The 19,683-nt window shown below is 66.7% G+C and carries 16 protein-coding genes; 14 read left to right on the forward strand and 2 right to left on the reverse strand.

From position 1 onward, the window contains the following. Nucleotides 1-135 precede the first annotated feature (135 nt). Entirely contained in the window at nt 136-1,377 is a 1,242-nt protein-coding gene (locus F9C11_RS17680) for an MFS transporter (protein WP_409185970.1), read from the forward strand. A 91-nt stretch (nt 1,378-1,468) separates the two neighbouring features. Here the strand turns inward: F9C11_RS17680 and F9C11_RS17685 are convergent, their stop codons facing one another. Further along, complete coding sequence (locus F9C11_RS17685; RefSeq protein WP_409185971.1) at nt 1,469-1,954, reverse strand: IS3 family transposase; 486 nt, start codon at nt 1,952-1,954, stop codon at nt 1,469-1,471. Between the two features lie 139 nt (nt 1,955-2,093). On the opposite strand from F9C11_RS17685, the gene F9C11_RS17690 reads away from it, so the two are divergent. The 11 genes from F9C11_RS17690 (at nt 2,094) to F9C11_RS17740 (ending at nt 15,307) form a co-directional block, all read left to right on the forward strand. After that, nucleotides 2,094-3,323 carry a nucleotide sugar dehydrogenase gene (locus F9C11_RS17690; RefSeq protein WP_409186926.1) on the forward strand — a complete coding sequence of 410 codons (1,230 nt, stop codon included), beginning with the start codon at nt 2,094-2,096 and terminating at the stop codon, nt 3,321-3,323. Then, nucleotides 3,320-4,390, forward strand: coding sequence for a Gfo/Idh/MocA family protein (locus tag F9C11_RS17695; RefSeq protein WP_409185972.1), 1,071 nt, complete (start codon nt 3,320-3,322; stop codon nt 4,388-4,390). The genes F9C11_RS17690 and F9C11_RS17695 overlap by 4 nt, the downstream gene beginning before the upstream one ends. Next, nucleotides 4,390-5,562, forward strand: a complete 1,173-nt coding sequence (locus tag F9C11_RS17700) for an N-acetylglucosamine-6-phosphate deacetylase (RefSeq protein ID WP_409185973.1) — start codon at nt 4,390-4,392, stop codon at nt 5,560-5,562. Before F9C11_RS17695 ends, F9C11_RS17700 begins: the two co-directional genes overlap by 1 nt. A 49-nt stretch (nt 5,563-5,611) precedes the next feature. Next, nucleotides 5,612-6,817 carry a sensor histidine kinase gene (locus F9C11_RS17705; protein ID WP_409185974.1) on the forward strand — a complete coding sequence of 402 codons (1,206 nt, stop codon included), beginning with the start codon at nt 5,612-5,614 and terminating at the stop codon, nt 6,815-6,817. Continuing rightward, nucleotides 6,814-7,494: a response regulator gene (locus tag F9C11_RS17710; RefSeq protein ID WP_409185975.1), complete on the forward strand. Its 681-nt coding sequence runs from the start codon at nt 6,814-6,816 to the stop codon at nt 7,492-7,494. The genes F9C11_RS17705 and F9C11_RS17710 overlap by 4 nt, the downstream gene beginning before the upstream one ends. A 112-nt stretch (nt 7,495-7,606) precedes the next feature. Beyond that, on the forward strand, nt 7,607-9,721 hold the full coding sequence (locus F9C11_RS17715; protein WP_409185976.1) for an MMPL family transporter: 2,115 nt from the start codon (nt 7,607-7,609) through the stop codon (nt 9,719-9,721). 338 nt (nt 9,722-10,059) lie between these two features. Further along, nucleotides 10,060-11,820, forward strand: a complete 1,761-nt coding sequence (locus F9C11_RS17720) for an acyl-CoA dehydrogenase family protein (RefSeq protein ID WP_409185977.1) — start codon at nt 10,060-10,062, stop codon at nt 11,818-11,820. Further along, nucleotides 11,817-13,496 (forward strand): acyl-CoA dehydrogenase, encoded by a 1,680-nt coding sequence (locus F9C11_RS17725; RefSeq protein WP_409185978.1) that lies wholly within the window; start codon nt 11,817-11,819, stop codon nt 13,494-13,496. The genes F9C11_RS17720 and F9C11_RS17725 overlap by 4 nt, the downstream gene beginning before the upstream one ends. Before the next feature lie 32 nt (nt 13,497-13,528). Continuing rightward, on the forward strand, nt 13,529-14,104 hold the full coding sequence (locus F9C11_RS17730) for an integrase core domain-containing protein (RefSeq protein WP_409185979.1): 576 nt from the start codon (nt 13,529-13,531) through the stop codon (nt 14,102-14,104). A gap of 35 nt (nt 14,105-14,139) precedes the next feature. Then, a complete protein-coding gene (locus tag F9C11_RS17735) occupies nt 14,140-14,451 on the forward strand; it encodes a hypothetical protein (RefSeq protein WP_409185980.1) in 312 nt (103 codons plus the stop codon). A gap of 217 nt (nt 14,452-14,668) precedes the next feature. Further along, the gene (locus tag F9C11_RS17740) at nt 14,669-15,307 is read left to right on the forward strand and encodes a hypothetical protein (RefSeq protein ID WP_409186927.1); all 639 of its coding nucleotides are present in this window, start codon (nt 14,669-14,671) and stop codon (nt 15,305-15,307) included. A gap of 2 nt (nt 15,308-15,309) precedes the next feature. Here the strand turns inward: F9C11_RS17740 and F9C11_RS17745 are convergent, their stop codons facing one another. Further along, on the reverse strand, nt 15,310-15,567 hold the full coding sequence (locus F9C11_RS17745) for a hypothetical protein (protein ID WP_409185981.1): 258 nt from the start codon (nt 15,565-15,567) through the stop codon (nt 15,310-15,312). Nucleotides 15,568-16,136: 569 nt separating this feature from the next. On the opposite strand from F9C11_RS17745, the gene F9C11_RS17750 reads away from it, so the two are divergent. Further along, complete coding sequence (locus F9C11_RS17750; protein ID WP_409185982.1) at nt 16,137-18,347, forward strand: argonaute/piwi family protein; 2,211 nt, start codon at nt 16,137-16,139, stop codon at nt 18,345-18,347. Then, nucleotides 18,344-19,663, forward strand: coding sequence for a hypothetical protein (locus tag F9C11_RS17755; RefSeq protein ID WP_409185983.1), 1,320 nt, complete (start codon nt 18,344-18,346; stop codon nt 19,661-19,663). The genes F9C11_RS17750 and F9C11_RS17755 overlap by 4 nt, the downstream gene beginning before the upstream one ends. The last annotated feature ends 20 nt before the right edge of the window (nt 19,664-19,683 follow it).

Consider the following 19,683-nt stretch of genomic DNA (forward strand, 5'->3'; position numbering starts at 1 on the left):
CTGTAATGCTGTCCGCACGCCGTGGATATGATCGGTCGCTTTTGTGGTATTTGCAGCCGAGGTCGAGCACGCTGTGGGTGGCTTCCGACGGCCGGAATGCCGGTCGCGCACGTGCGCCGCTGGGGGAGATTCGTGGTGACAGCATCGTCCAGTACAGCGGAGAAAACCGTGCTTCCCCGCATCTTTCACATCTGGCTGGGCGGTGCTCTGGTGTCGCAGCTCGGCGACGCCGCTCTGTACTTCGCATTGGGGTGGGCGGCCTCGGCTCACGGCGGCCTGGCAGCCGGATGGATTCTGTCGGCGGTCGCGCTGCCGCGGACGATTCTGCTCCTGCTCGGCGGCGCCGTCGGCGATCGGCTCGGAGCCCGACAGGTCATGATCATCGGTGATGTCGTGATGCTGGTCGTCGCCGTAACACTGGCTGTCGTATCGGAGACAGCTGGGGCACCGTTGGCCATTCTCGTGATAGCCGCCCTCATAGTCGGCACGAACGAGGCCTTCTACCTGCCCTCGTCCGGATCGATGCCCCGCCGGCTCGTCGAGCCCGAACTGCTCCCGCGGGCAGTCGCGCTTCGTCAGAGCGGAACGCAGGTGATTAGTCTGGTCGGTGCTCCTGTCGGCGGTGCCTTGGTGGCATTCGCCGGGCTCTCCGCAGCGGCATGGGCCGACGCGATTACCTTCGCTGTCGTGTTGGTCGTTCTGGTTATGGTGCGTCCGCCGTTCACCCCGCCGTCGCCCGCGCAGCGCAAGCACATCCTGCGCGAGGTGTGGGAAGGAATTCAGGTCGCGGTCAGGACCGCCGGACTGGGACCCGTCCTGTTGCTCGTCGCGGGCGCGGCGGGGTTCGTACTTCCTTTCGCCACTCTGCTGATCCCGCTGCTGGCGCGAGAGCACGGATGGGGTTCGACCGGCGCGGGATTTGTGGTCGGTGCCCAGAGCATGGGCACGATCGTCGTAACCTTGATTATCAGTCGCCGCGGGATCTTCGCCCGCCCCGGCGTTGTTGCCGCGCTCGCGCTGGCAGTAGTCGCCGTGGGCGAACTGGCGGTCGGCCTCGCGCCGGCGCTGCCAATGGCCATCACGGGCGCGACAGGTGTTGGTGCGGCGAGCGGCATGTTCGTCAGCCACCTCAGCCCGCTGCTCCTCAGCGCCGCTCCTGATACTCATCTCGCTCGTGTCCAGGCAATCCTCTCGGTGATCCAAAGTGTGACCCTGTTGGCGACCAACAACATCATCGGCTCGGTTGCCCATGCGCTCGGGCCTCGAGCCGGGGCCTTCGTATGTACGGCCGCGCTGCTTATGTGCGCCGTGGTGGGACTCTTCAGCCGGCCCATCCGCAGGATCGCCCGACCGGCAGGTCAGGTTGCGCGTTCTTGATGGTCTGTCCTCGAGAGCATCGTCTGAACAAGGACAGCGGACGATGGCGTGGGGTTGCCCCGTTTTGACGGGCAGGGTCGTTGAGGTGAGGTCAGGCTACGTGAAATGTGGTTGTTTCGTAGCTGGCGGGGCTGAGGTAGCTGATGCTGGAGCGCGGGCGGCGGGTGTTGTACCAGCCTTCGATGTACTCGGAGATCGCTTTGTGCGCGGTGGAGCCTGTCGAGGTTTCGCGGACGACGCCGCCGGCAATAACTTCGGTCGATTGCCTCTGACGTCGTTGGCGCCGAAATAGGACGGAGTTGATCCAGCATATATCTGGACGACCTGGAGAGGCAGTGGTCAAGGGTCCGAAGAACCGCGACGTCGCTCTCAACGGACTGTGGGAGACAGGGGAGTCCAGTGCGTTCGACACATTCCAGGAGTACCGCAAGACCTCCACGCTGAGGGTTGCAGTCCCTGCCCTGCCGCCCGAACGCAGGACTTGGCGCTGACCAACCGCATCCAGAAGGAGGGGTTCGAGCAGCTGGCCTCCAGCGCCCGGGCGCGCACGCTCCGCTGCTCGCGGTTCGGCTGACATGGTCCGCCGCCGAGGACGCTGCGATGCGGACGCTCGGAAGACGCTGTGTCGACGCCGCCGTAGCGAAGGCTCTCGTCATCGGAGGAACAAACCGCGCACAGGTGGGACTGCCATGAAGATAGCTCGCCGGGTTGTTGTTATGGGCCTGGGCTATGTTGGTTTGCCGCTGGCCGTTGTGGCTGCCAAAGCCGGATTCGACGTACTGGGATTCGACGTGGACCCGCGGCGGGTGGCGGAACTGGCCGCGGGACGATCGCCGATCGAGGACGTGGTGGATGACGAGGTCGTCACGATGCTGGCGACCGGGTCGTTCTCAGTGACGGCCGACCCGGCGTCCCTGGCCGGGGCGGAGGTGGTCGTGATCGCCGTGCCTACCCCGCTGCGAGACGGCGAACCCGATCTTCGCGCGGTGGAGTCGGCGGGCCGGATACTGTCTCCGCACATCCGAGCGGGGATGACGGTCGTGCTGGAATCGACCAGTTACCCCGGAACCACCGAGCAGGTGCTGGGCCCGTTGCTCGCCGAGAGCACCGGACTCGTGCCGGGGGCGGATTTCCGGTTCGGGTTCAGTCCTGAGCGGATCGACCCCGGCAACAAGGAGTGGCACGTGAGCAATACCCCGAAGCTCGTTTCGGGGGTCGACGCGAAAAGCCGGAACGCGATCGAAGAGTTCTATTCCGCATTCGTCAAAGTGGTCGTTCCGGTGTCCAGCGTGCGGGACGCGGAATTCGCGAAAATCATCGAGAACTCTTTCCGGAGCGTCAATATCTCGCTGGTCAACGAGTTGGCGATGGTCGCCGCCGAACTGGGCCTCGACATTCACAGCGCGCTCGACGCGGCCGCCACGAAACCGTTTGGCTTCATGCGGTTCCAGCCAGGTCCCGGCGTGGGAGGGCACTGCCTGCCCGTCGACCCGAGGTACCTGGCGCACCTGAGCCGCTCGACCGCGGGCAAGGCGATCCGAACCCTGGAACTGGCCGGTGAGGTCAACGAGGAAATGCCCGGCTACGTCGCCCGTCGCGTCGTCGCTGGTCTGGCGCGGAGCGGAACCGAGGTCGAGGGAAGCCGGATCCTCGTGCTGGGAGCGGCTTACAAGCCGAACTCCGGCGACCTCCGGCACAGCCCCGCGATGACGGTCGCCGCGCTGCTGGCCGAGGCCGGCGCGCGGATCCGCGTAGTCGATCCCCATGTCGATCCCGGAGCCGTCGGGTTTCCCCTGGTCCGTCTCGACGCGGGCGAAGCCGGCAAGGCCGATGCCGTCGTTCTGCTGACCGATCACGACGCTTTCGACTATTCGCCGCTGGATGCCGCGCCGTACGTCTTCGACACGCGAGGTGTCTTGCACGGCGCGAACGTGGAGCGGTTGTGACTCGTCCGGTACGTTTGTTCGTAGTTGGCGCAGGGTGGGCTGGACGCCGGTTCGTCCGCGCAATCCGGCACAGCCCGCTGCTCGATCTTGCCGGGATCTGCGACCACGACGAGCGAGCGCTGGCCGAACACCGAAGCCTGGCGGTGCCCTGCCACTCGGACCTGTCCACCGCGCTGGAACAGCTCCGGCCGGATGCCGTTTGCGTGTGTGTCAATGAATCCGCACATCACGCCGTGCTCACTGAGCTGGCCCGGCATCCTGCGGCACCGGAGCTCATCCTCTGCGAGAAGCCGTTGACCGAGAATCTGGCACAGGCTCGGGCCGTGGCCCCGGCACTGGCGGGCAAGCGGGTGCGGGTGAACCTCGTCGAACGGCAGAGCGAAATCGTCGCCGAACTCAGGGACTGGATGGCGGGGCGCTCCCTCGACGTACGCCGGGTCGAGTTCTTCTGGGGCAAGTGCCGGGTCGAGGATCTCCGGCCGACCATGGGCGACGCCACCGAGGTGGTCCATCCCCTCGACCTCGTCCGGTACCTGCTCCGGCTGCCCGCCACGGCGGAGACCCGCGTGCTTCACGCGATCGGCACGTCCAGCGATTTCTCGCCCGCCGCGGGCGCACTGCCCGATTCCCTCAGCTGCCAGCTGACGATGGGGGACGTGCTCGTCATCGGGAACTCCTCGTTCCTGTGGGACGAACGGCGTCGGCGAATCATCCTCTACGCCACCGACGACCAGCCCGGGATTCTGCAGATCGTGCTTTCGCTGGACGAGCCGGAATGGGACGACGATTCCTATTGGGTGTGGCGGATCGGCACCGGCGGCGAGCGTGTCCAGGTCGCCGCCGGACGTCGTCGCGCCGATGAGCACCCGGCTGCGGTCCGGGGCATCGCGAAGGTCTGCCGGTTTCTGGAAAGCGCCTGCGCCTGCGGCGACGCGGACAGCGTCGTCGATCTGGCCGGTGCGTTGTGGGTGCAGGGCGTGCTGGAAGACCTGATCGAGACGGCCGATTCGGCGGGTCGGAGCGCGATGCGCCTCCGGGAGCCGTTCGCGGCGTCGGTGCCGGGCTGATGGCGGGCTTGCCGACGACGGCGATCGTCAACGCGGCGGTGGTACTCCCGGCGGAGGTGCTCGAAGGAGGCTGTGTCCTGATCCGGGACGGCGTGCTCGACCACGTAGGCACGCCGGACTCTCGTGTCGCGGATGCCGACATCACCGTTGACGCCGAGGGCGGTTACGTCCTCCCCGGGCTGGTTGACCTGCACGTCCACGGCGCGTTGGGCGACAGCTTCAACATCCCGTCCGCGCGGGCCTGGTCCACCGTGTTCGAGGCTCATCTCGGCGCCGGCACGACTACCTTGCTCGCGACTCTGGCTTCAGACCCGGTCCAGGCACTGCGGGCAGCGATGGCAGCTGGCCGGCAGCTCCCCCCCCCGGACCGGCGTCCGGAAGGCGTGCACCTCGAGGGCCCGTACCTCAGCGAAGAGCAACGCGGTGCGCATCCCGCGCGGTTGCTGCGCAAGCCTTCAGACGGCTCATGGCGCGATTTCCTCGACGACACGGATCTGCTTCGGATGATCACCGTCGCTCCCGAACTGCCGGGTTCGGGCGAACTCATCACCGCTTTTCGTGCTGCCGGAGTGGTCGTCTCGGCCGGGCACAGCACCGCTGGTGTCGAGGTGCTGGATCGGGCGGCCGCCGCCGGGCTGAGCCATGTCGCGCACCTGTGGAGCGCACAGTCGACGCTGCGAAGGATGCCGCGGCGCTATCCCGGTCTGCTGGAGGCGGCGCTGAGCTCGGACACCCTCACCGCCGAGATCATCGCCGACGGCGCGCACCTGACCAGTGAGCTCGTCCGGATCGCTTTCCGGTGTTTGGGCCCCGATCGGCTGTGCCTGATCTCCGACGCCTCCGCCGGCACCGGTCTCCCGGTCGGCGCTGAATTCAGCATGGGCGGCCCGGTCGGCGTCGTCGGGGACGGCGTCGCGCTCAATCACGACGGCGCGTCCTTCTGCGGCAGCACGAGCTTCCTCGCGGATGTCCTGCGTTTCACCGTGCGTTCGGCGGGAATCCCGTTGCCCGCGGCGGTCCGGATGGCCACCGCCACTCCCGCGGCGGTCCTGGGGCTCGCCGGCGTCACCGGGCGATTGGCTCAGGGGCTGCGCGCCGATTTGCTCGTGCTCGGCCGAGACCTCGCCCTTCGGCGGGTCATGCGCCGCGGTGCCTGGATACCCGGGCGGTGATTGTCCCGGCAGACCACGACGGAGGGGAGATTCTGGAATACTCGCTGTAATGAATGGCTTGGACCGAGGCCGTCGGCTGAGCGAGTTCGTCCGCTCGCTCAGACGACGGCTGCTGTCCAAGCCGATGGTTCTCGACTCCGCGCTCGCCGCGGTCGTGCTGATGACGGTGGTCGTGCTCGTCGGCTTCAGACCGTGGAGCGGCACCTATCCTCACGTTCCCCCGTGGTGGTACCTCATCGCGGCGATGACCGCGATCCCGCTGGTGTGGCGACGGCGTTTCCCTTTCGGCGTCGGCTTCGTCGTCGGAGCCGCCGCGCTCGCCGCCGCCTTGGTTCCGAACGTTCCGGAACAGCGGATGCCCTACGGCGTGCTGGTCGCCGCTTACACGATCGCGGACCGCGGCAAACGCTGGCAGCGCCTGCTGGTGCTGCTGCTGGGACCGGTCGCCGTAGTGACTTCGGCGGGTTCTGTGCGCGATGCCGTGCTCAGCTACCAGTTCCCGTTGCTGGTCGTGATCGGCGCTTATCTGCTCGGTTCGACTGCGCGGATCCGGCGGGCCTACGTCGAATCCCTCGAAGACCGTGCACGATCTCTCGAGCGCGAGCGGGATCTGGAGACCTTCCGGGCCGCCGCGCGAGAACGGCAGCGGATCGCCAGGGACATGCACGACATTCTCGCGCATTCGGTCGCGGTGATGACCGTGCAGGCAGAGGCCGGGCCCGTCGCGCTGGAGTCCGAACCAGGCAAAGCGAGAGCCGCTTTCGACGCCATCGCGGACGCGGGCCGTACCGCGCAAGTGGAGCTCAAGCGGCTGCTCGGCGTCCTCAGGGACACCGACGGCGAGACTCCGTTGCTGCCGCAACCCGGTCTGCACGACGTGGAGCGACTGGTCGCCCAGGTCGGCGGAGCCGGGCTGGAAGTTTCGTACCGCACGACCGGCTCGCCCCGCGAGGTCTCGCCGGGAATCGGGATCGCGGCGTACCGGATCGTTCAGGAAGCACTCACCAACGTGCTCAAACACGCTGTCGCCGAGCATGCCGAGGTGACCGTCAGCTGGTCCGCCGACCGGCTCACCCTGCGGATCGCCGATGACGGCTCGGGGGCCCGTGGCGCGGTCTCCGGCCACGGCCTGGTGGGGATCAGGGAACGGGTCGCCTCGTGCGGCGGCTCGATCGAGGCGGGCTCGCAAGGCCGGGGTTTCGTCGTGTCGGCGGAGTTGCCGTTCGCGCTGGCCGGCGGACAGGAGGCGGTGTGACTATCCGGGTAGTGGTCGCCGACGACCAGCCGCTGGTGCGGGGCGCGTTCAGCATGATCCTCGACGCGCAATCCGACATCGAGGTGGTGGCCGAGGCGGCTGACGGAGTCGAAGCGGTCGAAGCGGTCCGCGCGCACAGGGCCGATGTGGTGCTGATGGACGTGCGGATGCCGAATCTGGACGGCATCGAGGCCGCGAGGCAGGTGTGCGAGGGCGGGGGCTGCCGGGTCGTCATGCTGACCACCTATGACCTTGACGAGCACGTTTACGCGGCTCTTCAGGCCGGTGCCAGCGGATTCCTGATCAAGGACGTCCGCAGAGAAGATTTGGTGCGCGCCGTTCGGATCGTCGCCGCGGGCGAGTCGCTGCTCGCGCCTTCGGTCACCCGCAGGCTGATCGCCGACATCGTCGAGCGCTCCGCCGCCCGGCCGGGCACGCCGAGCAGGAGGCTGGACATTCTGACCGGGAGGGAGCGCGAGACGATGCGCTGGCTCGCGCACGGGCAGTCCAACGCCGAGATCGCCGCGACGCTGTCGGTCAGCGAGCACACCGTCAAGACTCACGTGAGCAGCATCCTGTCCAAACTCGGGCTGCGCGACCGGGTCCAGGTCGTCGTTTGCGCTTACGAAACAGGTCTGGTCACCGCCAACCGGGAGCAGCCTCCTCCTCAGGAGTGAGACGGTCTCGCTCGCGAGGAGGAGGCGCGATTCCGTTCTCGTCGGCGATTCGCGAACTGGCCGGAGGAACAAGACTGAGGACGTCGATCCGCGTCCCACCAGAGGAGTTCCGGTGTCCCGTTTCCTGTCCGGCTTGGCCCGTTCTCTGGCGGGCCGAAGGCACAAGTGGTTCCTGCTGGGCGCTTGGGCCGTCCTGCTCGCGGTCGCGCTTCCGTTCGCCGCCAAAATCGGCACGGTGACCAAGAACGAGGCCACTTCCACCATGCCTCGTACCGCCCAGTCCACCCAGGTCGCGGTGCAGGCAAAGAAATTCGGCAGCAACCAGACCGTGCCCGCGCTGATCGTGTACAGCCGGGACGGCGGGATCACCCGCGCCGACCGGGCCCGGGTCGAGCAGGACCGGGCCGCGCTGGCCCGGTTCTCGGCCAGCGGCAAGATCTCGGGCCCGGAAGCGGCCAAGGACGGCGATGCCCTTCTGCTCACCGTGCAATTGCTGGACAAAGGAGAGAACGTCCCCGAGCGCACCAAGGCCATCCGGGCCGAGCTCGCCGGCAAGGACGACGCCGGGTTGCACGTGAAGGTGGCGGGTGCGGCCGGTCAGGTGACCGACCATGTCGCGGTGTACGACGACCTGGACAGCAACCTGCTGATCCTCTCCGCGATCATCGTGGCGGTCCTGCTCCTGCTGACCTATCGCAGCCCGTTCCTGTGGCTGCTGCCGTTGATCGCGGTGGGCGTCGCGAGCCGGGTCGCGACAGCGGTCGCCTACTGGTTCGCGCAGAACCTCGACCTGCCGGTCAGTGGACCCAGCCAGGGCGTCATGACCGTGCTGGTGTTCGGGGTCGGCACGGACTACGCGCTTCTCCTGGTCGCCAGGTACCGGGAGGAACTGCACCGGCACGCCGACCGGCACAAGGCCATGGCCGAGGCGCTGCGCCGATCCGGTCCCGCCGTCGTCGCCTCGGCGGCCACGGTCGCGGTCGCGATGCTGTGCTTGCTGTTCGCCGACTTGAACTCGAGCCGAGGGCTGGGAGCGCTGGGCGCCATCGGGGTACTCAGCGCGCTGGTCGTCATGATGACCTTGCTGCCCGCCTTGCTCGTGGTTGTCGGCCGGTGGGCCTTCTGGCCGCTCATCCCGCGCGAGGGGACCGAGCCGAGGAGCGCCCGCGGCGTCTGGACCAGGATCAGCTCGTTCCTCGCCAAGCGCGCCCGGCTGGTCTGGACGGTGTCGGCAGCGGTCATCGCGGCGCTGGGGTTCGGGCTGCTGGGGCTGCATGTCGGGCTGACCCCGGCGCAGCAGTTGCGGCACACTCCCGAGTCCGCGATCGGGCAGGACATCATCGGCGCGCACTACCCGGCGGGTGCACCCGCGCCGACCACAGTGGTCGCTCCCTCGGCCTCGGCCAATCGGGTGGCCGCGGTGCTCGCGGGCACCCCGGGAGTCGCCTCCGTGCCCAGGACCGAGATGTCGCTGGACGGCACGCTCGCCAAGATCTCGGTGGTTCTCGCGGATCCGGCCGACAGCGATCGTGCTGGGCAGACCGTCGACAGGCTGCGGGACGCCTTGGCGACGCAGACGCCGAATTCCGGGGCGAACGTCGGCGGGCCGACCGCGACCGCGCTCGACAAGCTGCGTGCGGGCAGCGCTGATCAACGGCTCGTCATCCCTCTGGCGCTGATCGTCATCGGCGGCATTCTGATGCTGTTGCTGAGGTCGATCGTCGCGCCGTTGCTGCTGCTGGTGACTGTTGTGCTTTCTTATCTCGCCGCACTGGGAGTCAGCCACCTGCTGTTCAAGAATGTTTTCGGATTCGCCGGCGTCGACGAGTCCTGGACTTTGATGGGCTTTGTGTTCCTCGTAGCGCTCGGCGTCGACTACAACATTTTCCTCATGCACCGGATCAAGGAGGAGGTCGGTGTGATCGGTCACCGCCGCGGCGTGCTGGCCGGGCTGACCAGCACCGGCGGGGTCATCACCAACGCCGGGGTCATCTTGGCCGCGACGTTCGCCGTTATCGCTACCTTGCCGAGCGTTTCGCTGGCGGAGGCGGGCGTGGTTGTTTCGGTCGGCGTTCTGCTCGACACCTTCGTGGTGCGGTCGCTCCTGGTCCCCGCTCTCGCACTCGATGTCGGCAAGCGGCTCTGGTGGCCGAACCGGCCATGGCCGTCCACGCCGCTGGCAGCTCCGCCGCGTCGCCGGCAGGTCGTCACACACGCCGACGACTGATCCACCGACCTGGGCGGCTTCCCCCCATTCCCGGCCGTCCGGAGCCGGCCGGGGATCCCGCGAGTTGCTCGGACTCGCGGGATCCCCGGCATCGGCCACCTGCTTCCTCCCTCGGCGTACCGAACGGGTATGGCCGTCCGCGCGGCTGGACGTGCGCGCTGATGGGGATTTCCAGGTCTGGCTCTCGCGGCCAGACTCGTTCGTGAGCTCATCCGCTTCCGTGCTGCGGAACTGCCGGCGAGTTCGCGAACGAGAGGAAGAGGCAAGTGCGAGAGCAGCTTCTCAGACCGATTCCACAGACATTTTCTCAGCGCCCCGGCGAAAGTCGTTGAGCCGGAATGTCCAGTTTGATCGCGTCACGGTATCCGGGCGCTCAGCTGATCGAAGATCTCGAACGGTATCTCGGTGACCCGCTGGATCCGGCGACTGTCTTCTCCTTCGCTCGCTGTGGCGACCTCGACGCGCGTGAGCGGTTCCCTGCCGAGATCTGCGAAATCCTCGACGCGTGGCAGCTCGCCCGGAGCTATGTTCCGGTGCGCCACGGCGAGGCGATGGCAAGTTTCGACCAGCCCCTGCATGTCCTGCGAGCATTGGCACGGCGGGATGTCACCGTCGCGGTCGCGCACGGCAAAACCTTCCTGGGCGCCGTGTCGGCCTGGGTGGCGGGACGATCGGAACAGCAGACGAACCTCGGCCGCCGGATCCTCGACGGTGCGGTCGTCTCCTGGGGGTTGACCGAGCGCGACCACGGCGGCGATTTGCTGGCTGGTGACGTGTCGGCCCGCCGGGTGCCGGGCGGCTACCGGGTAACCGGCGAGAAATGGCTGATCAACAATGCCACCAGGGGAGATCTGATCAGTCTGCTCGTCCGGACTGACCCGGCGGGCGGACCGCGCGGCTTCGACGTCCTTCTCGTTGACAAATCCGTGTTGGCCGAAGACTCCTTCCGGACCTTGCCCAAAGTCGCCACCCATGGCATCCGGGGTGCTGACATCAGCGGTATCGCCTTCGACGACGCGTTCGTCTCCGAGGACTCGCTCATCGGAAAGCCCGGTACCGGTTCTGAGACCGTCCTCAAAGGACTGCAGCTCACTAGAACCCTGTGCACCGCTTTGTCTCTTGGCGCGAGTGACCACGCACTTCGGTTGGCCGTGGACTTCGCCGAGAATCGACGGCTGTACGGCCAAGTGCTTGCGCGGTTGCCTCAGGCGCACCGGGTGCTGACGGACGCCTACGCCGACCACCTGCTCGCCGAAGCCATGTCGCTCGTCGCTGCTCGAAGCGTGCACGCTCTGCCTGGCGAGATGTCGGTCGTGTCGGCAGCGGCCAAGTTTCTCGTGCCCGTGCGAACGGACGAGACGATCGCCGCGCTGGGCCGGCTGCTGGGCGCTCGATCGTTCCTCGCGGACACTTTCGCCGACGGCGCTTATCAGAAAGTCGTCCGGGATCACGGAATCGTCTCGCTGTTCGACGGCAGCACCGTGGTCAATCTCAATGCGATCATCAACGCGTTCCCGGTCTTGGCGAAGAACTACCGAGTCGGCCGGGTCCCGGATGAGGTCCGGCAGGTCTTCGATCTCACCGTCCCGTTGCCGGAATTCGACCCGTCGCGATTGAGCTTGGTTTCCCGTAACGGAAACAGCGTGCTGAACGCGGTGGCGGACGGGGCCGCCGCGCTGCACAGGCTGGCGATCTCTGAGCCGGCGCTGGCGGGCGTCGCCGAGTCGGCGTCGCGACTGGCGGCGCACGCCAACGAGTTGCACAGGCGGATCGCGCGGCATCGGCCTGCTCGGATCGACATTCCGGCGACCGCTTTCGAATTAGCCGCCCGGTATGCGCTCTGCTACGCGGGTGCCTGCGCGGTAGGACTCTGGCTGGGAAGTCATGCCCATGCTGAAGATGGCGACACCGCTGATCTCTGGCGTGACGGGATCTGGTTGCGTGCGGTGCTGGCCCGGCTGCTGACGGCGCTCGGCGACGAAGTTCCCGCCGACCCTCCGCTAGAGAGCGTCCTGGCGGATTCTCTGCGGTCGCAGGCCGGGAACGGACGGTTGCTGTCGCTGCTCCCGATCAGCTTGGCGGAAGGGCTCGAGCCATGAACCGAGTCCAGCCAGTGCCACTCGGCGATCCGCACGATCCGGCCAATCCGGTGGGATTCGCCGAGGTGCTCGCCGCGGACGAACGTCGCGAGTTGCTCGAAGCGGGCGAGGCGTTGCTCGACGACTGGGGCTTCAACTCCGAACTGGTGCCTGCCGAGTTGGGCGGCCGCTGGCAGGGGACCGACGAGCTGATCCGGCGGATCCGGCCAGTCTTCGGCCGGGATGTTTCTCTGGGCCTCGGATACGGCGTCACATCGCTGATGGCGGCGGTCAACGTGTGGACCGCCGGGTCCGCCAAACAGCGGCACGAGCTCGCGGGACTTCTGCTCGGCGGCGCAAAGGTTGCGATCGCCTACCACGAGCTTTCCCGCGGCAACGACTTCCTGCACAACGACTTCCGAGCCGAAGCCAGAGCCGGGCGGCTGTGGCTCGACGGGACGAAGCAGGTGATCAACAACGTCGAACGCGCCGACGCGCTGGTTCTGTTCGCCCGGACCGACGACCGGCCCGGGGGCCGCAGCCATTCCACTCTGCTGGTGGACAAACAGCAGCTGTCTGCCGGCGGAATCCGGTATCTCCCGCGGTTTCGGACCTCCGGGGTGCGGGGCTGTCTGCTCGGCGGGTTTGTGGCGGACGTCTGCCCAGTGCCTGCCAGCAGCGTCGTCGGGGACATCGGCTCCGGAGCGGAAACGGCACTGCGTTCGTTCCAGGTCACCCGGACCGTCCTGCCCGGAATGGCAGTGGGAGTGCTCGAGACAGCCTTGCGTGAGGTGACGCGTTTTGCCGGCGGCCGCCGGCTGTACGGCACGACGGTCAGCGGGTTACCGCACGCACGCGCGGTCCTGGCGACGGCATATACTGATTTTCTGATCGCGGACTGCTTCAGCATGACGGCGGCCAGAGCGTTGCACATCGTGCCGGAGCAGGCGGTAACGCACGCTTCCGCGGTCAAATACTTTGTTCCGCTGATGATCGAGCGAGCACTGCGCGACCTGTCGGTCGTTCTCGGCGCTCGCGGCTATCTGCGCGAGGGCCAGCATGCCATATTTGGCAAGCATCTCCGGGACATCCCCGTCATGAGTCTCGGGCACGCAAGCGGGACCACCTGTCTGCTCACTCTGCTTCCGCAGCTGTCCACGCTTGCCCGCCGGGGCTGGCGGGCGGAGGCGGCACCGGCCGGGTTGTTCGACGAAACTCCGTTGAATCCCCTGGATTTCGGACGATTGCGCATCGCGACCTGTGGGCAAGACGCCTTGGCTGCCGCATTGCTGGCGGCGTCGGCGTCGGCCAACGCGGATGCGGGCTCGATCCCAGCGCTCATCGGCGAACTGGCCGGGCACTTGCGCGACCTCGGCGACCGCTGCGCGCGGCTTTCCCCGCGGCAGGCGGGCCCGGATGCCGAACCCGAGGTATTCCGGCTAGCCGAACGTTACTGCCTGCTGGTTGCCGCCGCGTCGTGCATCGGCGTTTGGCAGGCCCGCGCGGCAGCAGGCGCGCTCGGCGTCTTCGGCGGTGGTACCGCGATCCGTGCCGCGTTGGTTCGCCTGCGCGGGCTGCTTTCGGGAGACCGGCGGCTCTTGCCCGCAGGTGTCGCGGAGCCGCTTTTCACCGATCTCGTCCGCCGCACCGAAGACGGCACGACCCTCACCATCGGCCGCGAGCAGGCTGACGGCTGAGCAGATCGCTTCCACTGGAAGGAAAAGAACTGATGAGCAGTGAGACCGCCGGAACCGGCATCCGCGTTCGTGGCCTCGTCGAGCTCCGGAGTTGGCTGATCGACCGGGTGGCCTTCTATGTCGAGAGGAACCCCGCGGAGATCGGGACCGAGGCGCGCCTGGCCGACCTTGGCCTGGACTCGGTGTACGGGCTCACGCTGTCCGGCGACATTGAAGACGAGTTCGGGCTCGATGTCGAGCCGACGCTGGCATGGGATCGTGACCGCGACGCGAAGTTCACGGGCGCGTTCGATGCGGTGTTCGCGTCGGTCGGCATAGACGTCCTGCGGAGCCCTGTCCGATCTCCTCGGGCGAACGCGATCGCTGAGCGATGGGTAGGCAGTGTGCGTCGCGAGTGTCTGGATCGGGTACTCATCGTGAACCAGCGTCACCTGGAGCAAGTGCTGGCCGAGCATGTCGATCACTTCAATCACCATCGACCCCATCGCTCCTCGCACCAACGGCCGCCCGATCAAGTCGTGGTACCCGGCCGCATGACCGGCACGGGATGGGTTCGGCGTGGTGATCGGCTCGGCGGACTGATCCACGAATATCAGCAGGTCGCATGACGTGACACAGTTCTCGGCACCCACAGGTGCAGCGGATGCTGCGGCATTCCTCGATCACCATCACCTCCAACACCTACACGACCGTCCTGCCGCAAGTGGCGTTCGCGGCGGCGGAAGCGACGGCGGCGATCATCCCCCCGGAAGTCGGCGCGAAGTCTCGGGCTCGCTTCGGGCTCGCCAACGACCACAATGGACAGTCGGGAACCGGAAGAAAAGCTTCCAGAAAACCAAAACCCCGGGTCAACGAAACTCAAGACCTGGAGAGTGAGGGTGCGCCATCAGGGACTCGAACCCCGAACCCGCTGGTTAAGAGTCCACGGCCTGACCTGTCGGACGGTGCCGAGTGATGTCGGACAAGACCTTTTCGTGTGGTCGCGGGGCTTCGGTGGTGTCGTCCTGTGTCGGCCGGTGCTGTCGCGTGGTGGAGGTCTCGGGCTCGCCTCGGGCTCGCAAATGCCGGGTCGTGTCGCGTGGTCCGGTCCGGGGCTGGCACCGCGTTTTGAGGTGGTTGTGGTGACGGAGTCGGGGGTTCGGCGTGATCCGGTCGTCTCGGCGGTGAGTGTCATGGTGGGAGTCGTTGTCGGGTTGACGTTCACGTTCGGTTTCGGGAATGTGCTGGCGCTTGCCCTTCGGCTGGGTGTGCCGGTCTGGGTGGCACCGTTGGTTGCGCCTGCGGTTGATCTGACGGTGGTGGCGTTGCTCGTCGCGGTCCGCCGGTTGTCGGCGTGCGGGGCTTCTCCTGCGAGCATGCGGTCTGCGCGCCGGTTGCTGGTAGGCGCGAGTGTGGTGACGTTGGCGTTGAATGTGGCTGAGCCACTGGTGGCTGGCGAGGTCGGCAGAGCGTTGTTCGATGCGGTAGGGCCGTTATTGCTGATCGGCTGGTCTGAGGTCGGCCCGGGTCTTCTGCAAGCTCTTGTCGACGTGCATGGGGCGGTCGGTCAGCCTCCTGGTGCGTCAGTGGCCGACCGCCGTGAGTCCTTGCCGGAGGGTGCTGGTGAGGGAGCGGTTGGGCTTGATCCCGACCTGGTGGAGCGGGCACGACGGGTTGACGCGGAGCATCGTGCGCGGCATCAGCGTCCGGTCTCGGCGGAGGTGCTGCGGAAGGCGCTGGGGGTAGGGGCGAAACGTTCCCGGATGTTGACGCGAGTGGTCCGCGAGGAGTGGTGCGACGGGTCTGCGTCGGCTCCGGCGGGGATTGCGTGAGCCTAGACGGCGTCCGCTGTCTTGTCAGCCGATTCTGGGTTGGCTGCGGCTTCTGTCCGGACCGCGTCCGCCAGCTGGGCGGCGAGTCGTTCGTTGAGTTTCGCGATCTCGGTTTCGTCGAGATCTATGTCTTCGTCGTCGGGGTACGAGTGCTGGAACAGGCGGCATCCGTGTACCCCGTGAAGGGCCTTCGAGCAGGTCGTGAGAGCTCGTACAAGTCGGGTCTTCCTGACCTCTGCGAACGCCACTGCTGACCCCATCGCTGCCAGAATGGACCGGAGATATCCCTGATCTGCGGTTATCGGGCACCTGCTGGTCGGACGCCGCAGTTGGCTGCACCTGAGCGCAATCCAACACTGCTCGGCAGCGTTGGGATCATGGTCTTGCTCCAGTTCTGCCCCAGGAAGGTTCGCGTGATGCAGAGGTGCTGTCCAGCGCTCGCGCCGGTATGTTGCTGCCTCCCGTGGCCAGGAGGAGATCGCCGCTGCCCGAACCGGGACACCCGGGTTCCGCCGGCCAACGCCTTGGCAGAGGAACGGCAGCGGCTGCATCTGCTGGTGGAGACGCCGTTCACTGTCGCCTTCGGCACCACGAGGCGGGTGAACTGGGACGGCACCGTCTCGGTCGAGAGAGTCTGCTGCTCGGTCCCGCACCAGCAGCTCCTGCTGCGACGTGGCCATCGAAGGGTTTCCCGGAATTGTCGAGGCTGACGTCGTAGCCTCAGGTGATGGGGTATTCCGGAGATCGTTCAGCGTCGGCGCGCCATGGGGGTCCGTTGTTGTTCACCAACTTCCTGCCAGTCCGGTTCACAGGTCAGGTGGTTGCCGGTGTGCTGCCCTACGAGTCGGCGGGCCACCTCGGGGATCTCCGCAGTCGGCTCCGCGAGTCTCATGTAGTCGTCCGGGATCGAAACGACGTCGTGTGCGTTCCGCTGGCACAGGGTGCCGAGCAGATCGGCGAGCGCAGGGTGATCGGCTCCACCGCGGGCGACTTGCGGCTGCAGACCCGGTTGCTCGAAGAGTGCCTCCGGCGCATCCTCACGGTGGAGTGGAAGTACCTGCTGAGGCGGGAGTACCCGGTGCGTTTCGTGTCGAGGCTGGCTGGCAAGGACCTAGTGGAGCAGGCCTTGGGCCGGGGCATCGACAGGTTGCACGTGTATCCGGAGTACTCGCTGGACGTCCGCCGTGCTGGGCCGCGCGAGTACCCCGGCGTGGTGATCGGGAGAAAGGTCCGCTACGAGATCGATCTACCCGTGGACGTCCTGTTGCGACGGGGCGTTCCGGTGGTCGGGGTCTACGTGCTGGCGGAGTCAGAGTCGGCACGTGCTTGGCCGTTCCAGGACGCACACGCGCGGCGCAGGTTGGTCGGCCGGGTGACTGATGTTGTCGACGGCAAGCTGCTGGTGCAGTCGCGGGAGGGGGAGGTGGAGCTCGACGCGGCCCGCACATGGATCGAGTCCAACCTGGCCAACTTCCAGACAGTGCTCCGGAAGGCGTGCGGGCGGTCGTTCGAACGTGATCTGGTCGCGCTGGCCGGCAAGATCGACGCGGCCAACAACGCCGAGCGGCGCATCGCGGACACGGACAAGATCGCGAACGCACTGCTGAACCGCGGACCGCTCGACGTCGCGGCCGGGATGACGGCCCACCTGGCCAAGCCGCTGCGGTTGAGGGACAACCAGCATCCGCACGTGCGCACCTTGAGCGAGCCGATCTTTGTATTCGACCAGTCCGGAGACAAGACCGATCGGTACCCGGAGGACGGGCTGAATAGGTTCGGTCCTTTCGACACGGAATCGTTCACCCCGAAAGCGCCGACGATCGCCGTGGTGGTTCCCCGCCAGTTCCAAGGCCGCGTGGAGACCTTCCTCACGAGGTTTCGTGACGGTGTCCGCGGTTCGAAGGCGTTCCCCGAAGGGTTCGTCCGGAAGTTCCGCCTGACCGACTGCACCTTCACCCTCACCGCCTTTGACGGCGACGTGCAGGACGCGAGCGCCTACAAGCGCGCCTGCCTGAGCGCGCTGGAAACGAAGGAGAAGATCGACCTCGCGTTCGTCTTCACCAGCACTGCCCAGGTACACCTGACGGGCAACGAGAGTCCCTACCTGGTGTCCAAGTCGACCTTCATGAGCCAGTCGATCGCGGTCCAGGAGTTCCAGGTCGAGAACATCACGGACAGCCCGAGCATCGCCTACCCGTTGAGCACGATGGCGCTCGCCGTCTACGCCAAGCTCGGCGGGACGCCGTTCGCGATCAAGGAGAACGGCCAGCCGACGAGGCGAGAGCTGATCTTCGGCATCGGCAGCGCACAGGTGTTCGAGGGCCGGCTAGGCAAGGGGGAGCGTGTCGTCGGGATCACCACCGTCTTCAACTCCGACGGCACCTACCTCGTGTCGAACGTGTCCAGGGAAGCGCCGTACGAGCAGTATCCGAAGGCGCTGCAGGACGCGCTCCGGGCGTGCCTCACCGAGGTCAAGGGGCGCCAGGGGTGGAAGTCCAACGACTTCATCCGGTTGGTGTTCCACGTCTTCAAACTCCTGAAAGACGAAGAGGCCCAAGCCATCAAGGAGCTTGTCGCGGGGTTAATGTCGGATTTCGCCGGCGTCGAGTTCGCCTTCGTGACTGTCGTCGACGACCACCCGTGGATGATCCTCGACGAGAACGCGAAAGGGGTGAGCGCGGGACGGGGCAGCAAGGGCAAGTGCGTGGCACGACGCGGTTTCGCCGTGCCGATCAGCAAGAGTGAGATGCTGGTGACGGTCAAGGGACCTCGAGAGATGAAGAGCGAGTTCCAGGGCGCGCCGAAGCCATTGCAGCTCAAGCTGCACCGCGAGTCCACGTTCACCGACATCGACTACCTGGCCGGACAGCTCTTCAGGTTCACGGCAATGTCCTGGCGGAGGCCGTACCCCTCGACGAAGCCGGTGACCATCCTGTACTCCGACCTCATCGCCGGCTTGCTGGGCAAGCTGCGCCATGTGACGAACTGGAACTCCGACGTGGTCTTCGGGAAGCTGCGCTACAGCAGGTGGTTCCTGTGACCGGATCTGACGACGCGGCTACCGGACAGTTGCTCTTCAGCACGCAACTCAGGGCGTTCCAGCGCTGGATCGACACCGAGAACATGCCAGGCAGCCTGCACGGCATGTTCGCCCGACAGATCCTCGGTGGCGGCACGTCGATCCGATGGCACGTCGAGCCAGATCTCGACGCCTGGCTCAAGGCGAACGTGAGCCGATTGGAAGACGCGCCCGCCCTCGCTCTACTGGGGTATGTCGTGGAGGCTCAGCCGACGCGGCTTCCGGTCTTCGCCGACATGCTGGTGCACGGGCTTGAAGGTCTGGCCGAGCGTGATCCATACCCAGGCGACCGAGTGACCCCGCTGTATTCAGCAGGGATAGTCGTCGGGCTGCACCTCGCCGCGCGGGCAGTGCAGGACCGCGTGCCGCGGTTCCTGAGCTGGCTTCAGAAGGCGCTCAACCACCCGATGCGGGAGCCCAACGACCCGTGGCTCGATCTGATGCATCAGCACGTCCTCGCTGAGCTCACCGGTGAACCGGCCTCGTTGCCGGCATTGGCGGGGCTGGCCGACCATGCGCTCGTCGCGGCGTTCTACCTACTCGCCTCTGGCACTGGGGTGGCCAGGGACACCCCAGAGGAGTTGCGCACCGCACAACAGCGGGCCATGCACGCTTTCCTGCGCACTGATCCCGCTGATCTGGAGGTTCGGCATGCCGCTTTGTGGCTGCACTTCGCGGAAGCGGTGGCGACGGCCAGCGCGGATCAGTTGGTGATCAGCGTTCCCCAGGTGAGCCAAGTGCTCAGGCGTTTTCCTCCCGCGATGAAGCGATGGGTGTGGGATTCCGCCGAGCTCAAGGACCCCAAGTGGTGGCGGGTCGACGCCGAACGTGAGGTGCAGGCCATCTTGTGGGTGATGCTCCGTGCGGTCTTCGACGACGTGGTCGACGAGGAGAACCTGCCGAAGCTCGGTCACAGCGCCTATCGTGCGGACTTCGCGCTGCCCAGCCTTGGGCTGTTCATCGAGGTGAAGTTCGTGCGCAGCAAAAGCGACTTCAAGGAGGTGGAGCAGGAGGTGATCATTGACTCGGTCGGCTACCTCAAGGGTAGTGAGCGCTACCGGGAGATCATCGTCTTCATCTATGACGACTCGTGTTCCACGGAGCATCACGACGAGACACGCCGCGCGTTGATCGATCTCCCCGGGATCGCCGACGTGATCATAGTGTCGCGCCCAGGGGTGCTTCCGTCAGCAGACGAGCGGAAAGCCGTGGTGTCTCAGGGCACTGCCACGAGGGGAAAGCCGTCCGCTGGCGGCAAACGTTCGAAGGCGTCCTAGCTGCCGCGGCGAACGGTCCG

Source organism: Amycolatopsis sp. VS8301801F10 (genome assembly GCF_046195355.1).
Lineage (GTDB): Bacteria > Actinomycetota > Actinomycetes > Mycobacteriales > Pseudonocardiaceae > Amycolatopsis.

What these genes read in the sequence shown, in the direction of transcription:
- F9C11_RS17690 (WP_409186926.1), top strand. Translation starts at nt 2,094, where the DNA reads ATGGGCCTGGGCTATGTTGGTTTGCCGCTGGCCGTTGTGGCTGCCAAA.
- F9C11_RS17700 (WP_409185973.1), top strand. Translation starts at nt 4,390, where the DNA reads ATGGCGGGCTTGCCGACGACGGCGATCGTCAACGCGGCGGTGGTACTC.
- F9C11_RS17730 (WP_409185979.1), top strand. Translation starts at nt 13,529, where the DNA reads ATGAGCAGTGAGACCGCCGGAACCGGCATCCGCGTTCGTGGCCTCGTC.
- F9C11_RS17745 (WP_409185981.1), bottom strand. Translation starts at nt 15,567, where the DNA reads ATGGGGTCAGCAGTGGCGTTCGCAGAGGTCAGGAAGACCCGACTTGTA.
- F9C11_RS17720 (WP_409185977.1), top strand. Translation starts at nt 10,060, where the DNA reads ATGTCCAGTTTGATCGCGTCACGGTATCCGGGCGCTCAGCTGATCGAA.
- F9C11_RS17705 (WP_409185974.1), top strand. Translation starts at nt 5,612, where the DNA reads ATGAATGGCTTGGACCGAGGCCGTCGGCTGAGCGAGTTCGTCCGCTCG.
- F9C11_RS17740 (WP_409186927.1), top strand. Translation starts at nt 14,669, where the DNA reads ATGGTGGGAGTCGTTGTCGGGTTGACGTTCACGTTCGGTTTCGGGAAT.
- F9C11_RS17735 (WP_409185980.1), top strand. Translation starts at nt 14,140, where the DNA reads ATGCTGCGGCATTCCTCGATCACCATCACCTCCAACACCTACACGACC.
- F9C11_RS17725 (WP_409185978.1), top strand. Translation starts at nt 11,817, where the DNA reads ATGAACCGAGTCCAGCCAGTGCCACTCGGCGATCCGCACGATCCGGCC.
- F9C11_RS17685 (WP_409185971.1), bottom strand. Translation starts at nt 1,954, where the DNA reads ATGTCAGCCGAACCGCGAGCAGCGGAGCGTGCGCGCCCGGGCGCTGGA.